Consider the following 17,800-nt stretch of genomic DNA (forward strand, 5'->3'; position numbering starts at 1 on the left):
GGGGGGGGGGCTGCTTTACTATTGTGACACAGTCTGGAAAGCGGGAATCCAGGACACGGCCAAACAGGCAAACGGCCAGAGGTCCCATTCCTCCGGCGGGTATTAGTGGACACTCATATGCTGGCGCAGCGTGGCTGGTGACTGCGGTACGATTGATTTAACCTCTACCCACGCGCTTTTCAATGTCCTTAGAAGCTCCTGCATGTGATATATCTTGTCAATCGAATCAGTGGCGTTTATCCTTGTAAGCTCAAGAAGCATATAGGTATAGAGGTCATGCAAACTAACGGCTACTTCGCCGCCGATTTCCATATCAAGCGAACTCATCAACTCCTCTACAATGGCCCTGGCTCTGTTGAGATACTGAATCTTCATCGGCCTGTTCTTCTTCTCTATGCTAAAAATCGCCTTCGATAAAAACCCTATTGCCCCGTCGTAGAGCTTTATCACGAGATCAAGCGGAGACAAATTATTTATGTCCGTGCTTATATAAGCACTCTTTGCGTATGCCGGGTTTGTCACTACTACCCTCCTGTTATGCCGTTGTATTTAAAGTTGGAATCCCACTGGTGCCGCTCGTGGTGCTGGAACTGCTGCTTGAAGTAGAAGAAAGACTACCGCTTTGACTCTTCAATTGAGAAATAGTGGCCTCAAGATTGGCATATTTCTGCTGATACATTTTATACTCATTGTTAAGCTGCTCTGACATGCTTGACTGTTGCGTCTGGATTGTAGAGATATTAGTTTGCATATTAGTGGTCACATTAGCTATCGTGGAGCTAATGAGATTGTTGAGCATCCCGTACGCCGAAGGGGTCTTGCTCGCATAGCTGCTGTACTTATAGGATAAGGCGTCAAGGAGTTTGTTAAATCCAAGTTGATTATAGCTTACGGCCTTGTCCATCGCCGCTGTATCAATTTGCAGCGTCCCATCTTTGAGATGGTTTATCCCAAATTGCGCGAGAATGGAAGTAGCGCCGTTAAAATATGTCGTTGTCATGGTTCGTATGGCGCTTTGAATCGTCTTTACCGTCATGTCGGAGTATAGCGGCTGCCCCTGCGAAGACACCTGGCTCAATTGGGTCAGGACATCGTTGTATGCGGTGACAAACGTTTTCAGGCCGGTGGAACTTGAGGCTGAATTCTGCCCTATATTCAACGTTACCGCTGAGGGTGATGTGGCGCTCTGCAAGTTAATCGTCACGCCTTTAAGGACATTTGTCAGCGTGTTGGTGTGGCTTGTTATTGCGAGGCCGTTAACGGTAAACGATGCGTCTGAGCCTGTCTGAAGAAGCGTCGTCGGGCCAGCAGCCGGGTTATATGAATCATAAGAAAGGTCGCTTAGATTCAGTCCCGTCGGGCCTGTACTCGTGCCAGTTATTTGAAGGCCGTTTATTGCGCCACCGTTTTTAGTGCTTACGATGAGCCTGTATCCGGTACCATCGTTTATCACCGACGCACTAACGTCGGTGGCGCTTCTGTTTATAGCGTCTCTTATGCCAGAGAGCGTGTTGTTGCTTCTATCAATATTAATCGTTGTTGTGTGGCCGTCGTTACCAACGTTGAGCGTACCGGTTGCAAACGCCACGGTGGCGTCGGAGGCATATGCCTGTGAAATCACCTCTTCGTTCTGCGCCAGTTGGCTTACCTTTATTGAGTAGCTACCGGGGGAGGCCTTGGCAGAGGCCGTGGCCGTGAGGATAGTCTGATTGGACGATGTGACGTTAAATGCGCTGATATTTGCTGACGTAAGCCCGGCAACGGCCTTTTGAAGCGTGGACAGACTTGAGGAAATCTGGCCATAGGCGCTTATTTCACTCTGGTAACTGGCCGCCTTTGTTGCAAGGTTGTTGTATGGCTGTACATCCACCTGCATACTCGCATTGATTATCGCGGTGGTATTAAGCCCGGTCGAAACACCCGTAGAAAGCGCAACAGGCGGCGCAGTAGGTGTCCATGGCGCCGTCACACCCGTTGCAGCCGTCGTACCAGTCGAACCCATTGAACCCGTCGCACTCGTCACATCAGCCATCAGGCCTCCTTGTGGTATAGGTTGTTCCCGTTGCTTGATTGTAAAAGGTTCTTCGCATTGGCGTCAAGAACCTTCATCGTTTGCAAATATTGCTCGGCAGGTATCTGCTGAACTACCTTGCCGGAGGAATCGGTAACTTTTATTACCACGTTCTTATCATCGTCAACGTCAAAAAACGCCTTTCCATCAGACATCGCCTTTTCGCCGGTATGCTCATCGCCCTTATTACCGGCATTTGCCTGTCTGGGATCAACTACCGCTTGCGGCGATATGGTGGCAACAGAGGCCTTATTGCCTGCCTGAGAGTTGCCACCCTGCCCACTGTCGGCCTGGTTTGTGACTGTAGGCGGCAATGTCGTGCTGCCTATATATGCACCCATCGAATTCAGGTTAACATCCATAACTTCCTCCTTTTAAGCGCTCCTCTATATCGCCCTCATCATCAGGCAATTTTAGAAAAGTGTATGGGGAGGCAACCCTGCCTCCCCTTTAACTATCTTATCCTACTATTTCAGCAGGGCAAGCACATTCTGTGGTTGAGTGTTAGCCTGAGACAATACTGATATACCAGCTTGCTGTATTATCATGTACTTTGTCAGGTTTGCCGTCTCTGACGCGAAGTTGGCGTCCATAATTCTTGAACGGGCGGCAGTCGTAGTCTCGACTTCATTTGAAAGATTAGATATAGCGGCGTTAAACTCATTGGCCTTAGCGCCCATTGAAGAGTTTGACGATGCTACCTGGCTCAATGCCCCGTCTATTATTGCTATGGCGTTTGATGCCTGCGAAGTCAAACCGTTTGTGCCGTTTACCATCAACGCCGACTTTCCAGAATATGTAATGGTCGTTTTTGAAGTATAGCTAAAAGCTACAGGCGCCCCTGCTCCGGACAGCCACGAACCGTCCCCCACGCCGGACACCCCGACCGTTGTGGCCGTGTGCAGATCCATGAGATGGAGTATCGCTCCATTTTTGCCGGTAGCCGAAAATGTGTTTCCGCCTAACGCGTCTGTATTCATGGAAGCTATGCTGATGGAAATCTGCGCGTCGCTGGCATTATAACCGACCGCCAATCTCGACGAGTACGTGCCGTCAAGGAGAGGCTTATTGTTGAATGTTGTTTGAGTGGCAATTCTTCCAATGTCCTCAACGAGCGAGTTAATTTCCATTTGCATTGACCCTATGTCACTGGCACCGTACTGGCCGCTCGTTGCCTGCACGGACAGCTCTCTCATTCTCTGCAGGTTAGTCGTTATCTGGGTCATTGAGCCACCGGCAGTCTGAGCCATAGACAAACCATCGTTGGCGTTGTTGATAGCTACGTTAAGACCCCTTGTCTGTGAATCCATTCTTGTTGCAATAGCAAGACCGGCGGCATCATCTGCCGACGTGTTGATTCTCAGACCGGACGACAACCTCTGCATTGCCTGGGCTAGTGGTGTTTGTGTGGCATTAAGATTCCTCTGCGCGTCAACCGACAGCATGTTTGTGTTGATAGTCATACCCATGTCTTCTACCTCCGTGTAATGTTACTCATTTTAGTCTAAAATAGCTTCCCGCTATTTTTCACTCGTGCGTCCCGTACTGCCTTTCCCCCTCATTGGGGCTGCTCATCCCTTTTACCGCTCCATCACTCTGTTAATATACTTATCGGACTTCTGCTTAAAAACTTTAATATTTCATTTATTTTAACAGGGCAAGCACGTTTTGAGGCGACGTGTTTGCCTGAGACAGCACTGAAATGCCGGCCTTTTGCAATATCGTTGACTTTGTCATGTCCGCCGTCTCCGCCGCGAAGTCAGCGTCCACAATTCTTGATTGAGCGGCTGTGGTCGTCTCTACCACATTGGAAATGTTTGATATAGCTGCGTTAAACTGGCTGGCCTTCGCACCCATCAGAGACCGCGCGCTTGTAATGGTGGCCAATGCCCCGTCTATTATTGCTATGGCGTTTGAGGCCCGCGAAGAGTAACCTCCAGCCTGACCATTTACCAACAGCGATGAGGCTCCGGTATATGTGATGGCCTCGTTTGCCGTGTAGCTGTACGCCACAGGCGCCCCTGCGCCGGATATCCATGAGCCATCCCCAACGCCCCGCACCCCTGACGATGTCGCCGTGTGGATGTCTTTGAGTGTGAGATACGCCCCGTTTTTGCCGGTTGAGGTAAATATTTTCCCGCCTAAGACATCGGTGTTCATTGAGCCTACGTTGACGTCAATAGAGGCATCGCTGGCATTATAGCTAACGTCCAATTTCGTTTGGTAATTGCCGGCAAGGAGCTGCTTGTTGTTGAACGCTGTCTCTGTGGCGATACGTCCGATATTCTCGACCAGGGTGTTTATCTCCATCTGCATAGAGCCGGTGTCGCTGGCGCCATACTGCCCGCTTGTGGACTGCACGGCCAGCTCTCTCATTCTCTGCAAGTCGGACGTTATCTGGCCCATCGCGCCTTCAGCCGTCTGCACCATAGACAAACCATCGTTGGCGTTTCTTATTGCAACATTAAGACCCCTTGACTGGGAAGTCATCCTCGTAGCTATGGAAAGACCAGCCGCGTCGTCAGCCGCAGAGTTGATCCTTATACCGGTGGACAATCTCTGAGTCGCCTGCTGCATGGGTTGTTCGGTCGTCATAAGATTTCTCTGAGCATTTACCGACATCATATTCGTGTTAAGTACAAAGGCCACGGATACCTCCCGTTATTTCATAATTTATTTCGATGCAAACCGCCGCCGCTGACGCCGATACGTTGCCGCTTTTATCTATCATTGTCTCTAATCTCATCTCTATCCTAACATTTTATCGGATTAATATGAAAATACTTTAATAAATCCACACATTATAATAATTTATGTTACTTTCGGGTGCTTACGGGCACCATTTTTTTCTGGTCATGGACTATGCCTTTCACTATGTCGGCAAAGGACAGCTTTGCCTGTTTCTTCTTATAGCATTCATTGAGGGCTGTCTTTAGTGCTTCCTTGTTGTTGACAAAGGCTACGTCGCGTTGAAAATCCTTCTTTTCGTATATAGGATTATATACGATTGAGAGTTTGCCGTATTCTGAGGCAAAACCCAGCGTAGTCAGGTAGGCCGGCGAGATGATAACATCGCAGAGCATTATCAGGTCGCCCTTTGAGTCCGGCTCCATGATAAACGACCTGCCCTTTATTTTCTTTATATCATTCATAAAGAAATCGTTTATTATATCGTCCTCGGAAAGCTCCCTGATGACGAATTTCCTCTTCATAAAGAACACCGTCTTGGGCATATCAAGCTCATTTATCGCCTCAAGGGCCTCTTTGACGCAAAATCGCAGTCTCGGATGGTTTATAAGCAGTATGACAAGCTCCTCTTTTGGCAGGTGGATACTGGGGTTGAGCAGTGAATCCATGTACTTGTCTTCTATTGTATCAATATAATACGCCTCCTGTTCATAGTTCAAAATGAAGGCGTGCAACAGGTCAAAGCCGTATTCCTTTAAATACTCCTTCTCCCATTCATATTTTATTATGATGTAATTGATCGTCCGCAGAAAAATAGGTGGCGTCTGAATGGCCGGGAACATTTGAACGCCAACGATGGGCACACCCTGTTCCTTCGCGTAAAAACACATGGTAGAGTAGAAGATGTCGCAGTCCGGAAGGGGTGGCACCTCAGTCGAAGGAATCGGCAGCATCACGGCTGTATAGGAGGTTAAGTCTATTCCCGGGTAGGTAAACGTGGCCACATGGCCCCTGAAATCGTCAAAGGCCGTCACCTTGTAGAGTTTCATGTCGGTTCCGGGGATGTACATATCGTAGGTGAGCTTGATAAACGTGTTCACGAGCGAGGCTATGTGGTCAAGGGCAATGGGGTTAGGGGAAATTATATTAGTCTTGACTGCCGGGTAGCCCTTGTGCAGTTCAACAGAGAAATCATATACCGAGCGGCTGTAGGTCAGCACATCAACCGCAATCCCCTTCATGGCCATGGCACGGGCCATGTAGAGAAGCCTGCCGTTTGTCCCTTTTAGTTCATTCTCCCCTACGGGGATGACGACTTTTGCCATTAGTTGGACTTCAGGTCTATGGCGCGCATAATATCGCGGGCCTTATCAATATATACGCCGGTGGTTATCTTTCTTAATTTTTCCGCGGTGTCCCGAATTATCTCCATCACAGGGGTGTGGTTTTGCGTGTTTGAATAGGCAATGGGCAGATACACGTCATAAACCTCTTTCAGCGCCTCCGAATTTAAGAAATCATACGCATAGATTTCCCTGTCGGGCAGGTCAATAGCTACCAGATAGCTAAGGATAGACGTCAGCATATCACCATAGCGGTGGGTTGCCTTTGACAGAAGGATGTCGAGGAAGAGTAAATCCACATGGAATCTCTTTAATTTAAGGCCCTGCCTGATGTAATAGGCCGCCCGTGAGACATCCCCATCCTCAATAGCAAACCGGCCGCACATTGAGAGTATCTTTAAGAAAGGGCTGTTGTCCTCTTTTTTGTCTTCGTCTGGTACCTGGGAGAGGGCCTTTTTTATTGACAGTCTGGCGTCAATCCCATTTTGCATCTTAAGGTACGAGATTGCTGTCTCTAAGTTTGATTCATAATCTTTTTGGCTCATTCATCCTCACTCATTGGCTCACGCACCGGGGTACGGTCATTTTCTATTAAGGTTTATTTCCTTTATATTATATCGCTTATTATTATATAGTATACCATATGGAAGGGATATATCAACAGGTAATTTTTTATAAAATCAGAGGCACAGGCCAGCATGAGCGCCCCTGAAGTTCAGCGCATACCCATAAAATTTCTCAAAGGGTCTAAGCACGTCTTCACCGATTGGCAGTACGTGGAGGCGGGATATGGGATGCCGTTTTGGAAATACTATCAGGATACATATGGTACGCGCCCGTGGTTCAGTCCTTATGGGGTTTCTCTTACCGTGGGGCAGCCTGAGATTCTCAGCCGTCCCATCATAGAGAATGACCCGATGGGATATATCGGCGCCTATAGCACCCTCAGATATGAAGACGGCCTCTACCGGCTCTGGTACGTGACATACGATTTCGACAAGGACGGGCAGGAAAACGACAAGATCTGCTATGCGCAGTCCCGCGATTTCAGGGACTGGCACCGCCCCGACCTGGGGCTGATCTCATACAAAGGCTCGCGTCACAACAATATAGTCTATGGGGTAGGCCCCAGGGCTAAGGGAGGGGACATAGGCGCCCACGGCGCGACGGTTTTTTATGACCCCTCGGCAACTCCCGACTCACGCTATAAAATGGTCTGCCTTGGGCCGGCGAAAAAAGACTCTGGCCTTATGAACTGGCTCTACGGGGCAGTGTCCCCGGACGGCATCCATTGGAAGGCCATGGCGTCAGCCGTGGGGAAATTCTCAAGCGATACGCAGTCCGTTGCCCTGTATGACGAAGGACTGAAGAAATACGTCATGTATGTTCGCCAGTGGACGCCGCAGACGGCGGCGGGTTTTGGTGGGCGGCGCATCGTTGGGAGGACGGAATCGGACACATTTAAGAAATTCCCTGTCCCAACGCCGGTACTCACACCGGAGCCGTCATGGGAGCCGTCCATGGACATATACACAAACGCCTACCACCGCTGGCCCGGGGCAGACGCTGCCCATATAATGCTCCCCGCGCTCTACCATAGAAACACTGACACCGTGACCCTGCACCTGGCCGTAAGCAGAGACGCCCATCACTGGGCGATGCCAAAAACCACGCCCATACTTGCTGAGAATTCGTCGTATGAGAAGGTGACGACATACGCGGGGGTCGGCATCGTCCCGTATGGAGAGGGGAAGTGGGCGTTTCCCGTATTTTTCTCGCGCAGGGCGCACAATGAATACGTCTCTGAACGGCCGGCAATCCATGCGGCCATTATCAGAGAAGACGGCTTTATGGCGGTTGAGGCCACACTTCGCGGTGAGTTCTACACATACCCGTGCGTATTTGAGGGGAGCCGCCTGCTGCTGAATTCCTTTTCATATCCCGGTGGCGAAATAAGAATTGAGATAATCGAATTGAGACCTAAATTCGAGATACAGCCATTTAAAGGATTTTCCATTGACGACTGCGACCCTGTCATGGGGAACTCCATGTGGCGGCCTGTCTCATGGAAGGGGACTGAGGAATTATCGGCGCTTGCCGGTAAGATCGTCCGAATTAGATTTCTGCTTATAAGGTCAAGGATATTTGCTATAAAATTTGAATAGAGCGGCAGGATTAATGATGGCCTCAACCTGAGGTTTAATATTCTTGTGACGCGGCGGTTGACAAAAATGGAGGCGGCTCTGTATTATAGAGGCACGCTTGTATCTCACGTTTAATGAGATCGATATTTCGACCTTGGAGGCAAAGATGGCTAAGAAGACTTTGGGACAGTTTGATGACATTATTGAATTCGCAGCAAAATTCGTGGAACAGCAAAAAGGCGTATGGGACCACACGGCATGGACAGATTTTTTGAAGGGGATTGGCAAGATGGGTTTTGACGTAGATGGAGAAATGCAGTCTTACCTCGGTTCCCTGCTGGAATCTCTGAAAAAATACTATGACACCGCGGCATCCACAAGCGGGATAACCACCGCAATGACAGGAATCGCAGAAAATACAGCCAGTTTTATTAATAAGACAAAGGGCAGTTGGGACCATTCGGGTTGGGAAAAATACCTGAGCGATATGCAGAAAAAAGGTGCGGAACTCTCCGATGAGACCGTTAAATATCTCGGCAGCGTCCTTGAAATCTCTAAAGAACTCTATCTTCTACCAGCACTCGCCTCAAAGATGATGTCAAAAGGAACTGCTAAAAAGTCAAAAGAGGCATAAAGAAGGCAGAGAAGTAGGAGAATAACGCGGCCCTTGCCGGGTCGGGTTGGACGCTGAGACGCGACGATATGAGCGCTCCAGCGGTAAGTCGGCTGTGCGGTGCAACCGGAGGGGTTTATATATGACTATGAGAAAGGCCGTGATTTCAGTGTTGATATTGGCGGTTGGTTTTTTGGCGACAGGCTGTGGTTTTGTCTCGGACGGGCCGTTCGGCTGGGGGATGACAAATCACAGAACACCCGTGGCAAAAGGACGAGCCTCCTCAGGATTCAGAGAAGGGCAGGCATGTCTTTATTCCTTTTTTGGTGCGGTCACTATAGGAGATGCCGGAATTGAGGCCGCCATGCGTGACGGCGGATTAAAAGATGTCTTTACCATTGACAGCTATAGCCAAAGTTTCTTCGGCACATACACAAGGCAATGCACCGTGATAGTCGGCAGTTAGCAGGGCGGGTAGTTAACAGAGTGCAGGCGGGTTAAAGAGGTTATCTCAAATAACTCCGCCTTTGACATGATATTAATGGCATATGATATTAGTGAAACATCTTATTTTGGATAACTGGCAGGGATATAGTGACACTGGTACCTTTGCCTTCCCCACTTTCAATGTCAATAGTGCCTGAGTGGCGCTTTATTATCCCTTCCACTATTGATAACCCTAGTCCCTTTCCTGAACCCACTTCCCTTGTTGTAAAAAATGGGATAAATGCCTGTTTCAGGGTCTCTTCGGACATGCCCACTCCGTCGTCAGTTATGGTGATTGCGATTATATCGCCTGCGTTAGTGCTCGTTTGCGAAGTAGTTATCTTTATATTGCCGTCATCTTTGACAGCACGAAAGGCGTTACTGAGTATCTGATAGAAACATTGATTTATCGCCCTCGCCTCACATAGACATAAGGGCAGCACCGCATATTCTTTGATAACATTCACTCCTCCCGCCATCCCTGTTAACATTGCTAATGTCTCGTCTATACTTTTGTTAATATTCACATCTTCAACATCGGGCGCGTCGCGGCGCGAGAACACCTTGAGAGAATCAACGACTTCCTTTATTCTCTCGATATTTCTGTTGGACATATTTACCTTTTTGTACATTGTGGAAATCGAATCGCCTATATTAAACTCTTCCACTAATTTTCTGTAAGTATCTATAAAATCCGCAGGGGCGGGCAAATTCATAGTATGCCTCATAAAATGCTCAAAGACAGCGAGGGTTTTGCTGAAGTAGTTTACTGACGCCTTCATAATTGACAGCGGATTGTTTATCTCATGCGCTAACCCCGCTGACAAAGTAGAAAGACCCGCCATTCTATCCATCTCTAATACCCTTACCTCAAGCGCCCTCAACTGCTCGTTTCTCAGCCTTTCGTATTTCTCCGAAATATATCTGATTATAGCAATTGCGTACCATTGTCCTTCTGTCTCCACTGATGACACTGATAATTCAATCGGAAACTCTTTGCCGTCTTTTTTGACCGCCTCTACTTCAACTGCTTTACCGGCAAGGCTGTTTTGACCTGTTTGCCCGAATGTCCTCAGCCCAATCAGATAGTTCTGTTGATACCTTTCGGGAATAACTAATTCATGCAGCTTCCTGCCTACCGCCTCCGCCTGCGTAAACCCAAAGATTGCCTCTGCCTTCTTATTCCATAATACTATGACCCCTGTGCCGTCCATCATAACAAAGGCGTCCAAAATGGCAAGGCCGATCTTCTCAAAAGGGCTTATTGGGTCAGAGGTACTTTTTTTCTCGTCCACATCATCACTACTGTGCAAGTGCCGATGTTCCGTCTGTAAAGTATTCACAAACATGATAGCCTCCCCGCGTAAAGACTCCCCTTGACCGCATGACTGAGAATAGGTACATTGAACATTGATAGGATCAATGTACAAGGTTGCAGAAATTGAGGGGTTGAAGTTTTAATAAATAAAGGCTTAAAGCTGTATGTATGTATGTATGTATGTATGTATGTATGTATGTATGTGCGCGAAATAACGTCAACATAAATTCACTAACGACATCCATGACATCGTCCTCCGGGACACAAATAGTTTTCAAACTGCTCACATTACGCATTATAACATATGACCTATTACATATCAGTTACATATTGACCGAATTTTCACTATTCAGAAGAAAAATGCAAAAATATTTAAAAAATGTTGAGGAGAGGATCAGCACATCCGGCACTGATGACCACACAATAATGTTGTTTCGGCTGGTGCCCTAGAACCGACATAGAGAAGCGAAAAGAGTTAAAAGCCCCCGTGCTTTAAGGGTAGCAGATGATATAAAATATCACCTGTGACGCTACGGAGGTAATAGGGGAAAAAGAGTAAGCGAACTTTACATATAAGGGCAATAAGGGATGCCGATGCTTGGGTTTTTATATGAGGCCAATCTGTGTATATATGATGAGTTCAGAGAGGGCAATACATCCCCTGCGTTTGGGCATAAGGATTTTTACACAGAATGTAAGAATCGAATGCCAAAGGGCAAGAAGATAAAGGCATACAGGGCAGACAGTGCGTCATATCAGGCGGAGCTGATAAACAGGTTAGAGGAAGATGCAGTTAAATGGGGAATAACGGCAGTCCATGATAAAGCGGTAAAAGCGATTATAAAAGCGATAGAAGAGGCAATGTGGTACGAGCCAAAGAAAGGACGCGGAGAATTTTAACAAAGAGTTAAAAGGTGGATTTGGAATGGAGCGTATGCCTTGTGGCCAGACATATGCCAACGCGGTGTTTTTCAGGATAGGAGTGATAGCGTATAATCTATTTAACAGTTAAGATAAATCTTTTATTGTTTATGATACACAACAATGGAATGGCAATATTATAAATGATAAAAATGCCCCAAAAAACCCTTTATATTGGCAGGTGCAAATTCCTCTATCAGAGCTTGGGATATACCACAGGATATACCACATACTTGACGGATACCATCTGATTATGTTCCACTATTGTAATTAAGAAGTGAATTTATAAATTAACAAAGAGAGTGCATGAACGTCATCGAGATATTGAAAAGCCACTATAACGTGATAAAGAGCCAATTCCATCTCACCTCTATAGGGGTGTTTGGTTCCTTTGCCCGTGGGGAGGCAAAAGCAGAAAGTGACATTGATGTTCTTGTTGAATTTGAGGAGGGATATGTTACTTTTAACAACTATGCTGAACTGAAATTTTATCTCGAAGACTTGTTGGGTAGAGAGGTAGATTTGGTAACCATGAATGCCATTCGCCCACAAATGAAGGATGTCATTCTTAGTGAAGTCACCTATGCGTAGAGGTTATAGACTTTACCTTGAAGACATTCTGACTGCTGCTGTGAAGATTCAGAGGTTCATCGGCACAGCTTCATTTGAGGAGTTCATAGTTGATGATAAAACTTATGATGCGGTAATCCGTAACCTTGAAATAATCGGAGAGGCCGCAAAGAATATTCCACAAGAGGTCAAGGATAAATATCCGGCAGTAGATTGGAAAAAAGTCTATCTTTTCAGAAATGTGCTTGCACATGAGTATTTTGGCATTGACAATCAACTGCTATGGGACATAATTCAGAACCGGCTGCCTGAACTTAAGAAGGAGATTCAGAGTATTCTTCAACCGGACAGTCTGAGGCATAACAGCCTATAGCCGGAGTACCGAAGCCGCCAACGGGGGGATAATCCCCCGTCGTCTTTAATCATAAGCAATTGGGTTTTATGACCTTTTTTTAGCGGTTATCAGCCATACCAGCGCGAAAATCCCTAATGCCGTTATTACTATTGTGCCGCCACTTGCTATGTCGAGGTAATACGATAAGACCAACCCGCTTATCACCGAAATCAGCGATATTCCTATTGATATGAAGAGCGTTTGCCTGAAACTCACCGCAAACTGCATCGCCGTTACCACAGGCACCACCATCAGGGCGCCAATCAGAAGCGCGCCTACTATCGGCATCGCAAGCACTATCGCCACCGCCGCTAAAACGATTATGACAAGATTAAATCTCTCCGCCCTCAGCCCGTTTGCCCTTGCCAGAGATTCGTCAAAGGACACGAAAAACAGCTCCTTATAAAGCAGAAAAATAGTCGCAAGAATTAAAACCCCCAAGGCCGCGATAAGATATAAGTCCCTCGTCGTTACTGTTGAAATGCTTCCAAAGAGATACGCAAACAACCCGACATTAAATCCCCCCGCCATGCTTAACAACACAACCGCCGCCGCCATCCCGCCCCAGAAAAAAAGCGCTACGGCAGACTCCCCAAACACCGCCCTTGATGTGCGCAGTTTCTCTATCCCCACGGCCGCTATAACCGACACGGCAAGCGCCCCACCCAGCGGGTACGTCTTAGTCAGCATCCCCGCCGCCACCCCCGTCAGTGAAATGTGCGCCAATGTGTCCGCCATCAGGGAATACCGCCTGACGACCATAAAAATCCCTATCACCGGGGCAATTACGGCCAAAATCGCCCCCGCGGCAAACGCCCTCAGCATAAAGTCAAATTGAAATATCTCCGGCATCATGCCCCCCTCTCAGTGACCGTGTATCACCGGCGTTACCTTGCCGCCATATGCGATTTCTATTAGCTTGTCCTCAGTGAAAACCCCCGGGTCGCTGTGGCACAGCAGCCTTGTGTTCAGACACAGGACAGTCTCTACCTCACGCGCTATAACCCCTAAGTCATGCGTGACAAACAGGATGGTTATGCCGCTGTTTTTATTCAGCTCATGCAGGAACTCATAGAACCGCTCCTTTGAGGCAGTATCCACGCCAACGGCCGGTTCGTCAAGGATCAGGACTTTCGGGTCTCCGGCCAGGGCACGCGCGATAAATACACGCTGGCGCTGGCCGCCGGAGAGTTTTCCGATGAGCCGGTCCTTCAGATGCGCCACCCCAGCGGTTTCCATCGCATGAGTGATGGCTGCATTGTCCGCCTTTGTGAAGCGCCTGAACATGCCCACTCTGGCTGTGCGGCCACTTCTGACGATTTCGTGCGCTGTGGCGGGAAAGTAAAACTCCGCCTGTGAGGCGTTCTGAGGTACATAGCCAATCAGGTAACGCCTCATAAACCCGTTGGCAGGCTCCCCAAAGAGCCTCACACTACCGGATGACGGCGTAAGAAGGCCGAGTATTATTCTGATAAGCGTGGTCTTGCCGCCTCCATTTGGCCCTATCAGGCCGGTGTACTGCCCGTCGGTGATTTGAAAACTCACGTCTTCTATGACGACATTTTTGTCGAAGCTGAAATTGAGGTTTTCGACTTCTATGCAGTATGTTGTTTTCATTGGCAGGAGAGCGCTATGCGAAGGTTTTTCAGGTTGTCCTCCATAATGGAGACATAATCTCTGCCTGCCGCTGCGTCGGTGGGCGTCAGCCCTTCTATCGGGTTTAGAACCAGCGTTGCCGCCCCTATTTCACGAGCCACGGTGTCGGCTATTTTCGGACTTACGAGGGATTCAAAAAAGATATATTTTATCCCATCTCTGCGGGCAGCCTTAACGGCCTCCCCCAAGCGCCGCGGCGATGGTTCCTCAGACGGTGAAAGGCCGCTTAATACAATGGTTTCTAAGTTATATCGAGCCGCTAAGTACGCAAATGCACCGTGGCTTACCACAATCTTTCGTGTGGCGCAGGATTTAAGGCCGTCTCTGAATTTCCCGTCTAATATCCTTAATTTATCCAGATACGCCGCCGCGTTTTTTTTGTAGACCGACTCGTTTTCCGGGTCAGCCTTTATGAATGAATCACGTATGAGTTCGACCTCTTTTTGGGCGAGCACGGGGTCAACCCATACGTGTGGGTCTGCCTGCCCGTGAGTTGTCAAAAGTGTGATGCCTGATGTGGCGTTTACCGTGAGAACCCCTTTTTTCTCTAAGTCCGGCGCAATTTTCTCCGCCCATAAATCAATGCCCGCTCCATTAAATATAAACACCTTTGAGGCATATATGCGTCTTATGTCCTTGGGCGCAGGGTCGAATTCGTGCGGTTCTACGCCGGAGGGGACTATGGTTTGTACATCATTGAGGGTACCCCCTACCTGTTTAGCAAAGTGGGCAAGGGGATAAAACGACGCCGCGGCTGCAATAGTGGCATTTGCCCTTGCTGGCAATATAAATAAGGCAGTGAACGTGGCCACTATCAGCAGCGACTGGTATAGAGTCAGACAGTAATACCTCATCAGCACTCCGTGCAGGGGCTACACCCCGCGCAGATGCCAAAAAAATTCAACGCATGGCCGGTAACTTTAAAATTCTTCAAATCAACACGGCTTAACTGCTCTTCCAGCGCGCAATCTTCAATCGCCACGCACTCAACGGCACTGCACCTCAGGCACAAGATGTGGTGGTGATGGCCGAGGCGGTCAAGCTCATATCGCTTCCTGCCGTCACCGGCATTGACTTCCACGATTATGCCCTGGGCAGATAAAAAATCCAGTTCGCGATAGATTGTCGTCTTATTTGCCTTCACGTCTAAGGCAAGGAGATGTGTCCTCAGCTCCGGGGCAGATATAGGTGCGCCCGCGTTAGAGAAGAATACCTCTATAATAAGTTTTCTTATCTTAGTCAGACGAAACCCCTTGTCTTTCAGTGCCTCAAGTGTTTGTTGTCTCATGCGGAGATTGTATTGCAACGGGGTTGCATTTGTCAATACGTCCCCCTGCTTCTTAATTGGGGGCTGCCTTGCCGTAATTCCCGTAAAAGTTGTACAATACATACATTGGAGATAACTGCACAATGGAGGATACTACAGATGAGTTACCCTATTTTTAGAGTCAGTGCCGTTGCGCTTCTCTTGTTGCTGATTGCCTTTTTACCGGTGCAGGCTGCCGGTGCAGGTGCCGCAGACAAGTATTTCAGCCGCGCAATCAAGTACATGGATAAAGGGGATTTCGACAAGGCAATCGCCGATTTCACCAAGGCATTGAAGATTAACCCATATTTAGCCGAGGCATACTACAACCTTGGGCTTATATTCGGTAAAGAGAAGCATGACTATGAAAATGCCATAGTTGGCCTTAGCAGGGCGGTACAACTTAACCCAAAATACGCCGAGGCGCATAACAGTTTGGGAGAAGTATATCGCATTGGGAAAAAGGACTATGACAAGGCCGTTGCTGAGTATAGCGAGGCCATAAAGATTAAGAAGGATTTTGCCGAGGCATACTACAACAGAGGGATTGCCTTTTTTGAGGGTAAAAAGGAATATGACAATGCCACTGCGGACTATACAAAGGCACTGGAAATTAACAGGAATTTTGCCGCGGCCTACTACAACAGGGCTATTGTATACATGACTAAGGGCGATAAGACAAACGGATGCGGTGATATTGCCCGTGCCTGCGAACTTGGCATGTGCGAGTATGCCCAACATGTTAAATCTACAGGTGAATGTAAATAGACAGGTATATCAGGCATGAGCTGGTTGTGGTGAGGGGAGACGACTGCAGAAACCACAGCCGCCTCCCTTGGAGATATTCCTAATACGATACCTGCGAGACTATCGCACCGCTTAAACTAACGACATACAAATACGAGGTCTTGGTGGGTGCGCCGCCCTTGGTGGTGCTGGCAGTCCAGACCGCCGTGGTAATGTATATGTTGCCGCTTACCACTACCGGCATGGATGTTCTCATACCCTCTAAATTGACAGATGTCGGCGTGGCGCTCTGACTCAGTGGCAGCGACATTATGTACAATACCGTCGAAGGACTAGCTGTGGCAGTCGCATGGACGACGGCCGGGGCGATGAGATAATTGCTGGAGGAGGCCCCTTGTCCGACTATGAGCTTCCCGGCCATGCCATGCAACGTGATCGAGTTTTTTCCCCCCGCGCTGGTTATCGCCAATACGGTTGACGTCATTGCCGTGATGTTGTCTGTGGCATTAGGTGACGCTATATAAGAGGTGCCGTCGCTGCCTACCGCAAGAGAGCTTCCTCCAGGTTGTAACATAGCACCGCCGTGTCCGATCATATTGCCAGGTGTGCCAAAGCCGACGGTTCCATTAAAGCCGCCCGGTACAGTAAAGTTGCCAGGTGCGTCAATGGCATATACGCTCTGCCCAAAGACAAATAACCCTGCCACGACAATTGCCAGAACATAAATCTTTGTTTTCATCTCTCCATTTCTCCTCTTTGCTTTTTAGTGGGTTTCACCAATAAAATTGGCTCGCCTATAGTCTATACGAAGCGGACACCATAGTCAAGGCCACCTTATGACAACTTTATCCCATCATAAGCCCTTCATTTTAAAGTCTTCACACATTTTCAGAAACAGTTTCGAATCAATGCCCTATAGACACCCCGAATTGCAAAAAGGTTTAGTGTGGTTATCAAAAAAAAAATTCTCCTGATGGCCTTCGAAAACCGCATCGGCAAAAGGGAAGCCCCCTTGTGTGGAGACTTCCCTTATGTATCTTTCGTTGAATCCTTTCCCGTATCTACGCAATCAGGTTTACCGATGAGCTGGAATTGCCGCCCTGAGCCGTGTTCGTTGTACTGGACTGTGAAGAGGATTGCGTCTTCCCCGCACCGGATTTCTTATGGTGGTGCCCGTGTGTATGTTTACCACTCTGAGCCTGCTGAGTCGCATATGGGTTTATTTGACCGCCTACCGATGATACCATTTTGATTACCTCCGTTTTCCACTAATTAACGTTGTACGTATTCGCACACTAAAGTCGTGTCGGCATATATCATGCCAAAGACATGAATCGTTGATAGAGCAACATCACTTGGCCCTGTTTTAATACAAAAGCAGGAAATAATTTCCTATGGCGGAATATTTTTCCCTATATTCGCTGTTGGTACCTGATGAAATATTTTGTGACATTTTGACGCAGGGCAAACACATTAGAAATTGTCTCACTTATTTTTGTCATTCCGGCTTGTCCGGAATCTGTCCTTATGCCTCAGAATATGC

At 48.0% G+C, this 17,800-nt stretch carries 21 protein-coding genes; 7 read left to right on the forward strand and 14 right to left on the reverse strand.

The window, feature by feature from the left end; genetic code table 11:
* Nucleotides 1–102: 102 nt before the first annotated feature.
* The 7 genes from fliS to AB7D94_RS11060 all read right to left on the reverse strand — a co-directional run bounded on the left by fliS (nt 103) and on the right by AB7D94_RS11060 (nt 6,647).
* Nucleotides 103–522 (reverse strand): flagellar export chaperone FliS, encoded by a 420-nt coding sequence (fliS, locus tag AB7D94_RS11030; RefSeq protein ID WP_420265932.1) that lies wholly within the window; start codon nt 520–522, stop codon nt 103–105.
* A 13-nt stretch (nt 523–535) separates the two neighbouring features.
* Nucleotides 536–2,032: a flagellar filament capping protein FliD gene (fliD, locus tag AB7D94_RS11035; protein ID WP_420265933.1), complete on the reverse strand. Its 1,497-nt coding sequence runs from the start codon at nt 2,030–2,032 to the stop codon at nt 536–538.
* The gene (locus AB7D94_RS11040; RefSeq protein ID WP_420265934.1) at nt 2,032–2,433 is read right to left on the reverse strand and encodes a flagellar protein FlaG; all 402 of its coding nucleotides are present in this window, start codon (nt 2,431–2,433) and stop codon (nt 2,032–2,034) included. The genes fliD and AB7D94_RS11040 overlap by 1 nt, the downstream gene beginning before the upstream one ends.
* Before the next feature lie 105 nt (nt 2,434–2,538).
* Complete coding sequence (locus AB7D94_RS11045; protein WP_420265935.1) at nt 2,539–3,540, reverse strand: flagellin N-terminal helical domain-containing protein; 1,002 nt, start codon at nt 3,538–3,540, stop codon at nt 2,539–2,541.
* Nucleotides 3,541–3,715: 175 nt separating this feature from the next.
* Nucleotides 3,716–4,720 (reverse strand): flagellin N-terminal helical domain-containing protein, encoded by a 1,005-nt coding sequence (locus AB7D94_RS11050; RefSeq protein ID WP_420265936.1) that lies wholly within the window; start codon nt 4,718–4,720, stop codon nt 3,716–3,718.
* 167 nt (nt 4,721–4,887) lie between these two features.
* Nucleotides 4,888–6,084, reverse strand: a complete 1,197-nt coding sequence (locus AB7D94_RS11055; RefSeq protein WP_420265937.1) for a hypothetical protein — start codon at nt 6,082–6,084, stop codon at nt 4,888–4,890.
* Nucleotides 6,084–6,647: a hypothetical protein gene (locus tag AB7D94_RS11060; RefSeq protein ID WP_420265938.1), complete on the reverse strand. Its 564-nt coding sequence runs from the start codon at nt 6,645–6,647 to the stop codon at nt 6,084–6,086. The genes AB7D94_RS11055 and AB7D94_RS11060 overlap by 1 nt, the downstream gene beginning before the upstream one ends.
* A 153-nt stretch (nt 6,648–6,800) precedes the next feature.
* Between AB7D94_RS11060 and AB7D94_RS11065 the strand changes: the two genes are divergently transcribed.
* The 3 genes from AB7D94_RS11065 to AB7D94_RS11075 all read left to right on the forward strand — a co-directional run bounded on the left by AB7D94_RS11065 (nt 6,801) and on the right by AB7D94_RS11075 (nt 9,325).
* A complete protein-coding gene (locus AB7D94_RS11065; protein ID WP_420265939.1) occupies nt 6,801–8,267 on the forward strand; it encodes a hypothetical protein in 1,467 nt (488 codons plus the stop codon).
* Nucleotides 8,268–8,412: 145 nt separating this feature from the next.
* A complete protein-coding gene (locus tag AB7D94_RS11070) occupies nt 8,413–8,880 on the forward strand; it encodes a hypothetical protein (RefSeq protein ID WP_420265940.1) in 468 nt (155 codons plus the stop codon).
* 121 nt (nt 8,881–9,001) lie between these two features.
* Nucleotides 9,002–9,325, forward strand: a complete 324-nt coding sequence (locus tag AB7D94_RS11075; protein WP_420265941.1) for a TRL domain-containing protein — start codon at nt 9,002–9,004, stop codon at nt 9,323–9,325.
* Between the two features lie 88 nt (nt 9,326–9,413).
* On the opposite strand, the gene AB7D94_RS11080 is transcribed toward AB7D94_RS11075, so the two are convergent.
* On the reverse strand, nt 9,414–10,694 hold the full coding sequence (locus tag AB7D94_RS11080; protein WP_420265942.1) for a two-component system sensor histidine kinase NtrB: 1,281 nt from the start codon (nt 10,692–10,694) through the stop codon (nt 9,414–9,416).
* Nucleotides 10,695–11,257: 563 nt separating this feature from the next.
* Here AB7D94_RS11080 and AB7D94_RS11085 point away from each other — a divergent pair.
* From AB7D94_RS11085 to AB7D94_RS11095, 3 genes are all read left to right on the forward strand, one after another.
* Nucleotides 11,258–11,563 (forward strand): hypothetical protein, encoded by a 306-nt coding sequence (locus AB7D94_RS11085; RefSeq protein WP_420265943.1) that lies wholly within the window; start codon nt 11,258–11,260, stop codon nt 11,561–11,563.
* Nucleotides 11,564–11,890: 327 nt separating this feature from the next.
* Nucleotides 11,891–12,175: a nucleotidyltransferase family protein gene (locus AB7D94_RS11090; protein ID WP_420265944.1), complete on the forward strand. Its 285-nt coding sequence runs from the start codon at nt 11,891–11,893 to the stop codon at nt 12,173–12,175.
* Nucleotides 12,168–12,527 (forward strand): HepT-like ribonuclease domain-containing protein, encoded by a 360-nt coding sequence (locus AB7D94_RS11095; RefSeq protein WP_420265945.1) that lies wholly within the window; start codon nt 12,168–12,170, stop codon nt 12,525–12,527. The genes AB7D94_RS11090 and AB7D94_RS11095 overlap by 8 nt, the downstream gene beginning before the upstream one ends.
* Nucleotides 12,528–12,593: 66 nt before the next feature.
* Here the strand turns inward: AB7D94_RS11095 and AB7D94_RS11100 are convergent, their stop codons facing one another.
* Genes AB7D94_RS11100 through AB7D94_RS11115 form a run of 4 tightly spaced genes read right to left on the reverse strand, consistent with a single transcriptional unit; the run spans nt 12,594 to nt 15,528 of the window.
* Nucleotides 12,594–13,403, reverse strand: a complete 810-nt coding sequence (locus AB7D94_RS11100; RefSeq protein WP_420265946.1) for a metal ABC transporter permease — start codon at nt 13,401–13,403, stop codon at nt 12,594–12,596.
* A gap of 9 nt (nt 13,404–13,412) precedes the next feature.
* Nucleotides 13,413–14,165: a metal ABC transporter ATP-binding protein gene (locus AB7D94_RS11105; protein ID WP_420265947.1), complete on the reverse strand. Its 753-nt coding sequence runs from the start codon at nt 14,163–14,165 to the stop codon at nt 13,413–13,415.
* Complete coding sequence (locus AB7D94_RS11110) at nt 14,162–15,058, reverse strand: metal ABC transporter solute-binding protein, Zn/Mn family (protein WP_420265948.1); 897 nt, start codon at nt 15,056–15,058, stop codon at nt 14,162–14,164. The genes AB7D94_RS11105 and AB7D94_RS11110 overlap by 4 nt, the downstream gene beginning before the upstream one ends.
* Complete coding sequence (locus tag AB7D94_RS11115; RefSeq protein WP_420265949.1) at nt 15,058–15,528, reverse strand: Fur family transcriptional regulator; 471 nt, start codon at nt 15,526–15,528, stop codon at nt 15,058–15,060. The genes AB7D94_RS11110 and AB7D94_RS11115 overlap by 1 nt, the downstream gene beginning before the upstream one ends.
* A gap of 102 nt (nt 15,529–15,630) precedes the next feature.
* Here AB7D94_RS11115 and AB7D94_RS11120 point away from each other — a divergent pair, with 102 nt between their 5' ends.
* Complete coding sequence (locus AB7D94_RS11120; protein WP_420265950.1) at nt 15,631–16,278, forward strand: tetratricopeptide repeat protein; 648 nt, start codon at nt 15,631–15,633, stop codon at nt 16,276–16,278.
* Between the two features lie 79 nt (nt 16,279–16,357).
* On the opposite strand, the gene AB7D94_RS11125 is transcribed toward AB7D94_RS11120, so the two are convergent.
* Complete coding sequence (locus AB7D94_RS11125) at nt 16,358–16,996, reverse strand: hypothetical protein (RefSeq protein WP_420265951.1); 639 nt, start codon at nt 16,994–16,996, stop codon at nt 16,358–16,360.
* Nucleotides 16,997–17,318: 322 nt separating this feature from the next.
* On the reverse strand, nt 17,319–17,504 hold the full coding sequence (locus AB7D94_RS11130) for a hypothetical protein (RefSeq protein WP_420265952.1): 186 nt from the start codon (nt 17,502–17,504) through the stop codon (nt 17,319–17,321).
* Between the last annotated feature and the right edge of the window lie 296 nt (nt 17,505–17,800).

The sequence above is a fragment of the Candidatus Magnetominusculus dajiuhuensis genome, assembly GCF_046044395.1.
Classification (GTDB): Bacteria; Nitrospirota; Thermodesulfovibrionia; order Thermodesulfovibrionales; family Magnetobacteriaceae; genus Magnetominusculus; species Magnetominusculus dajiuhuensis.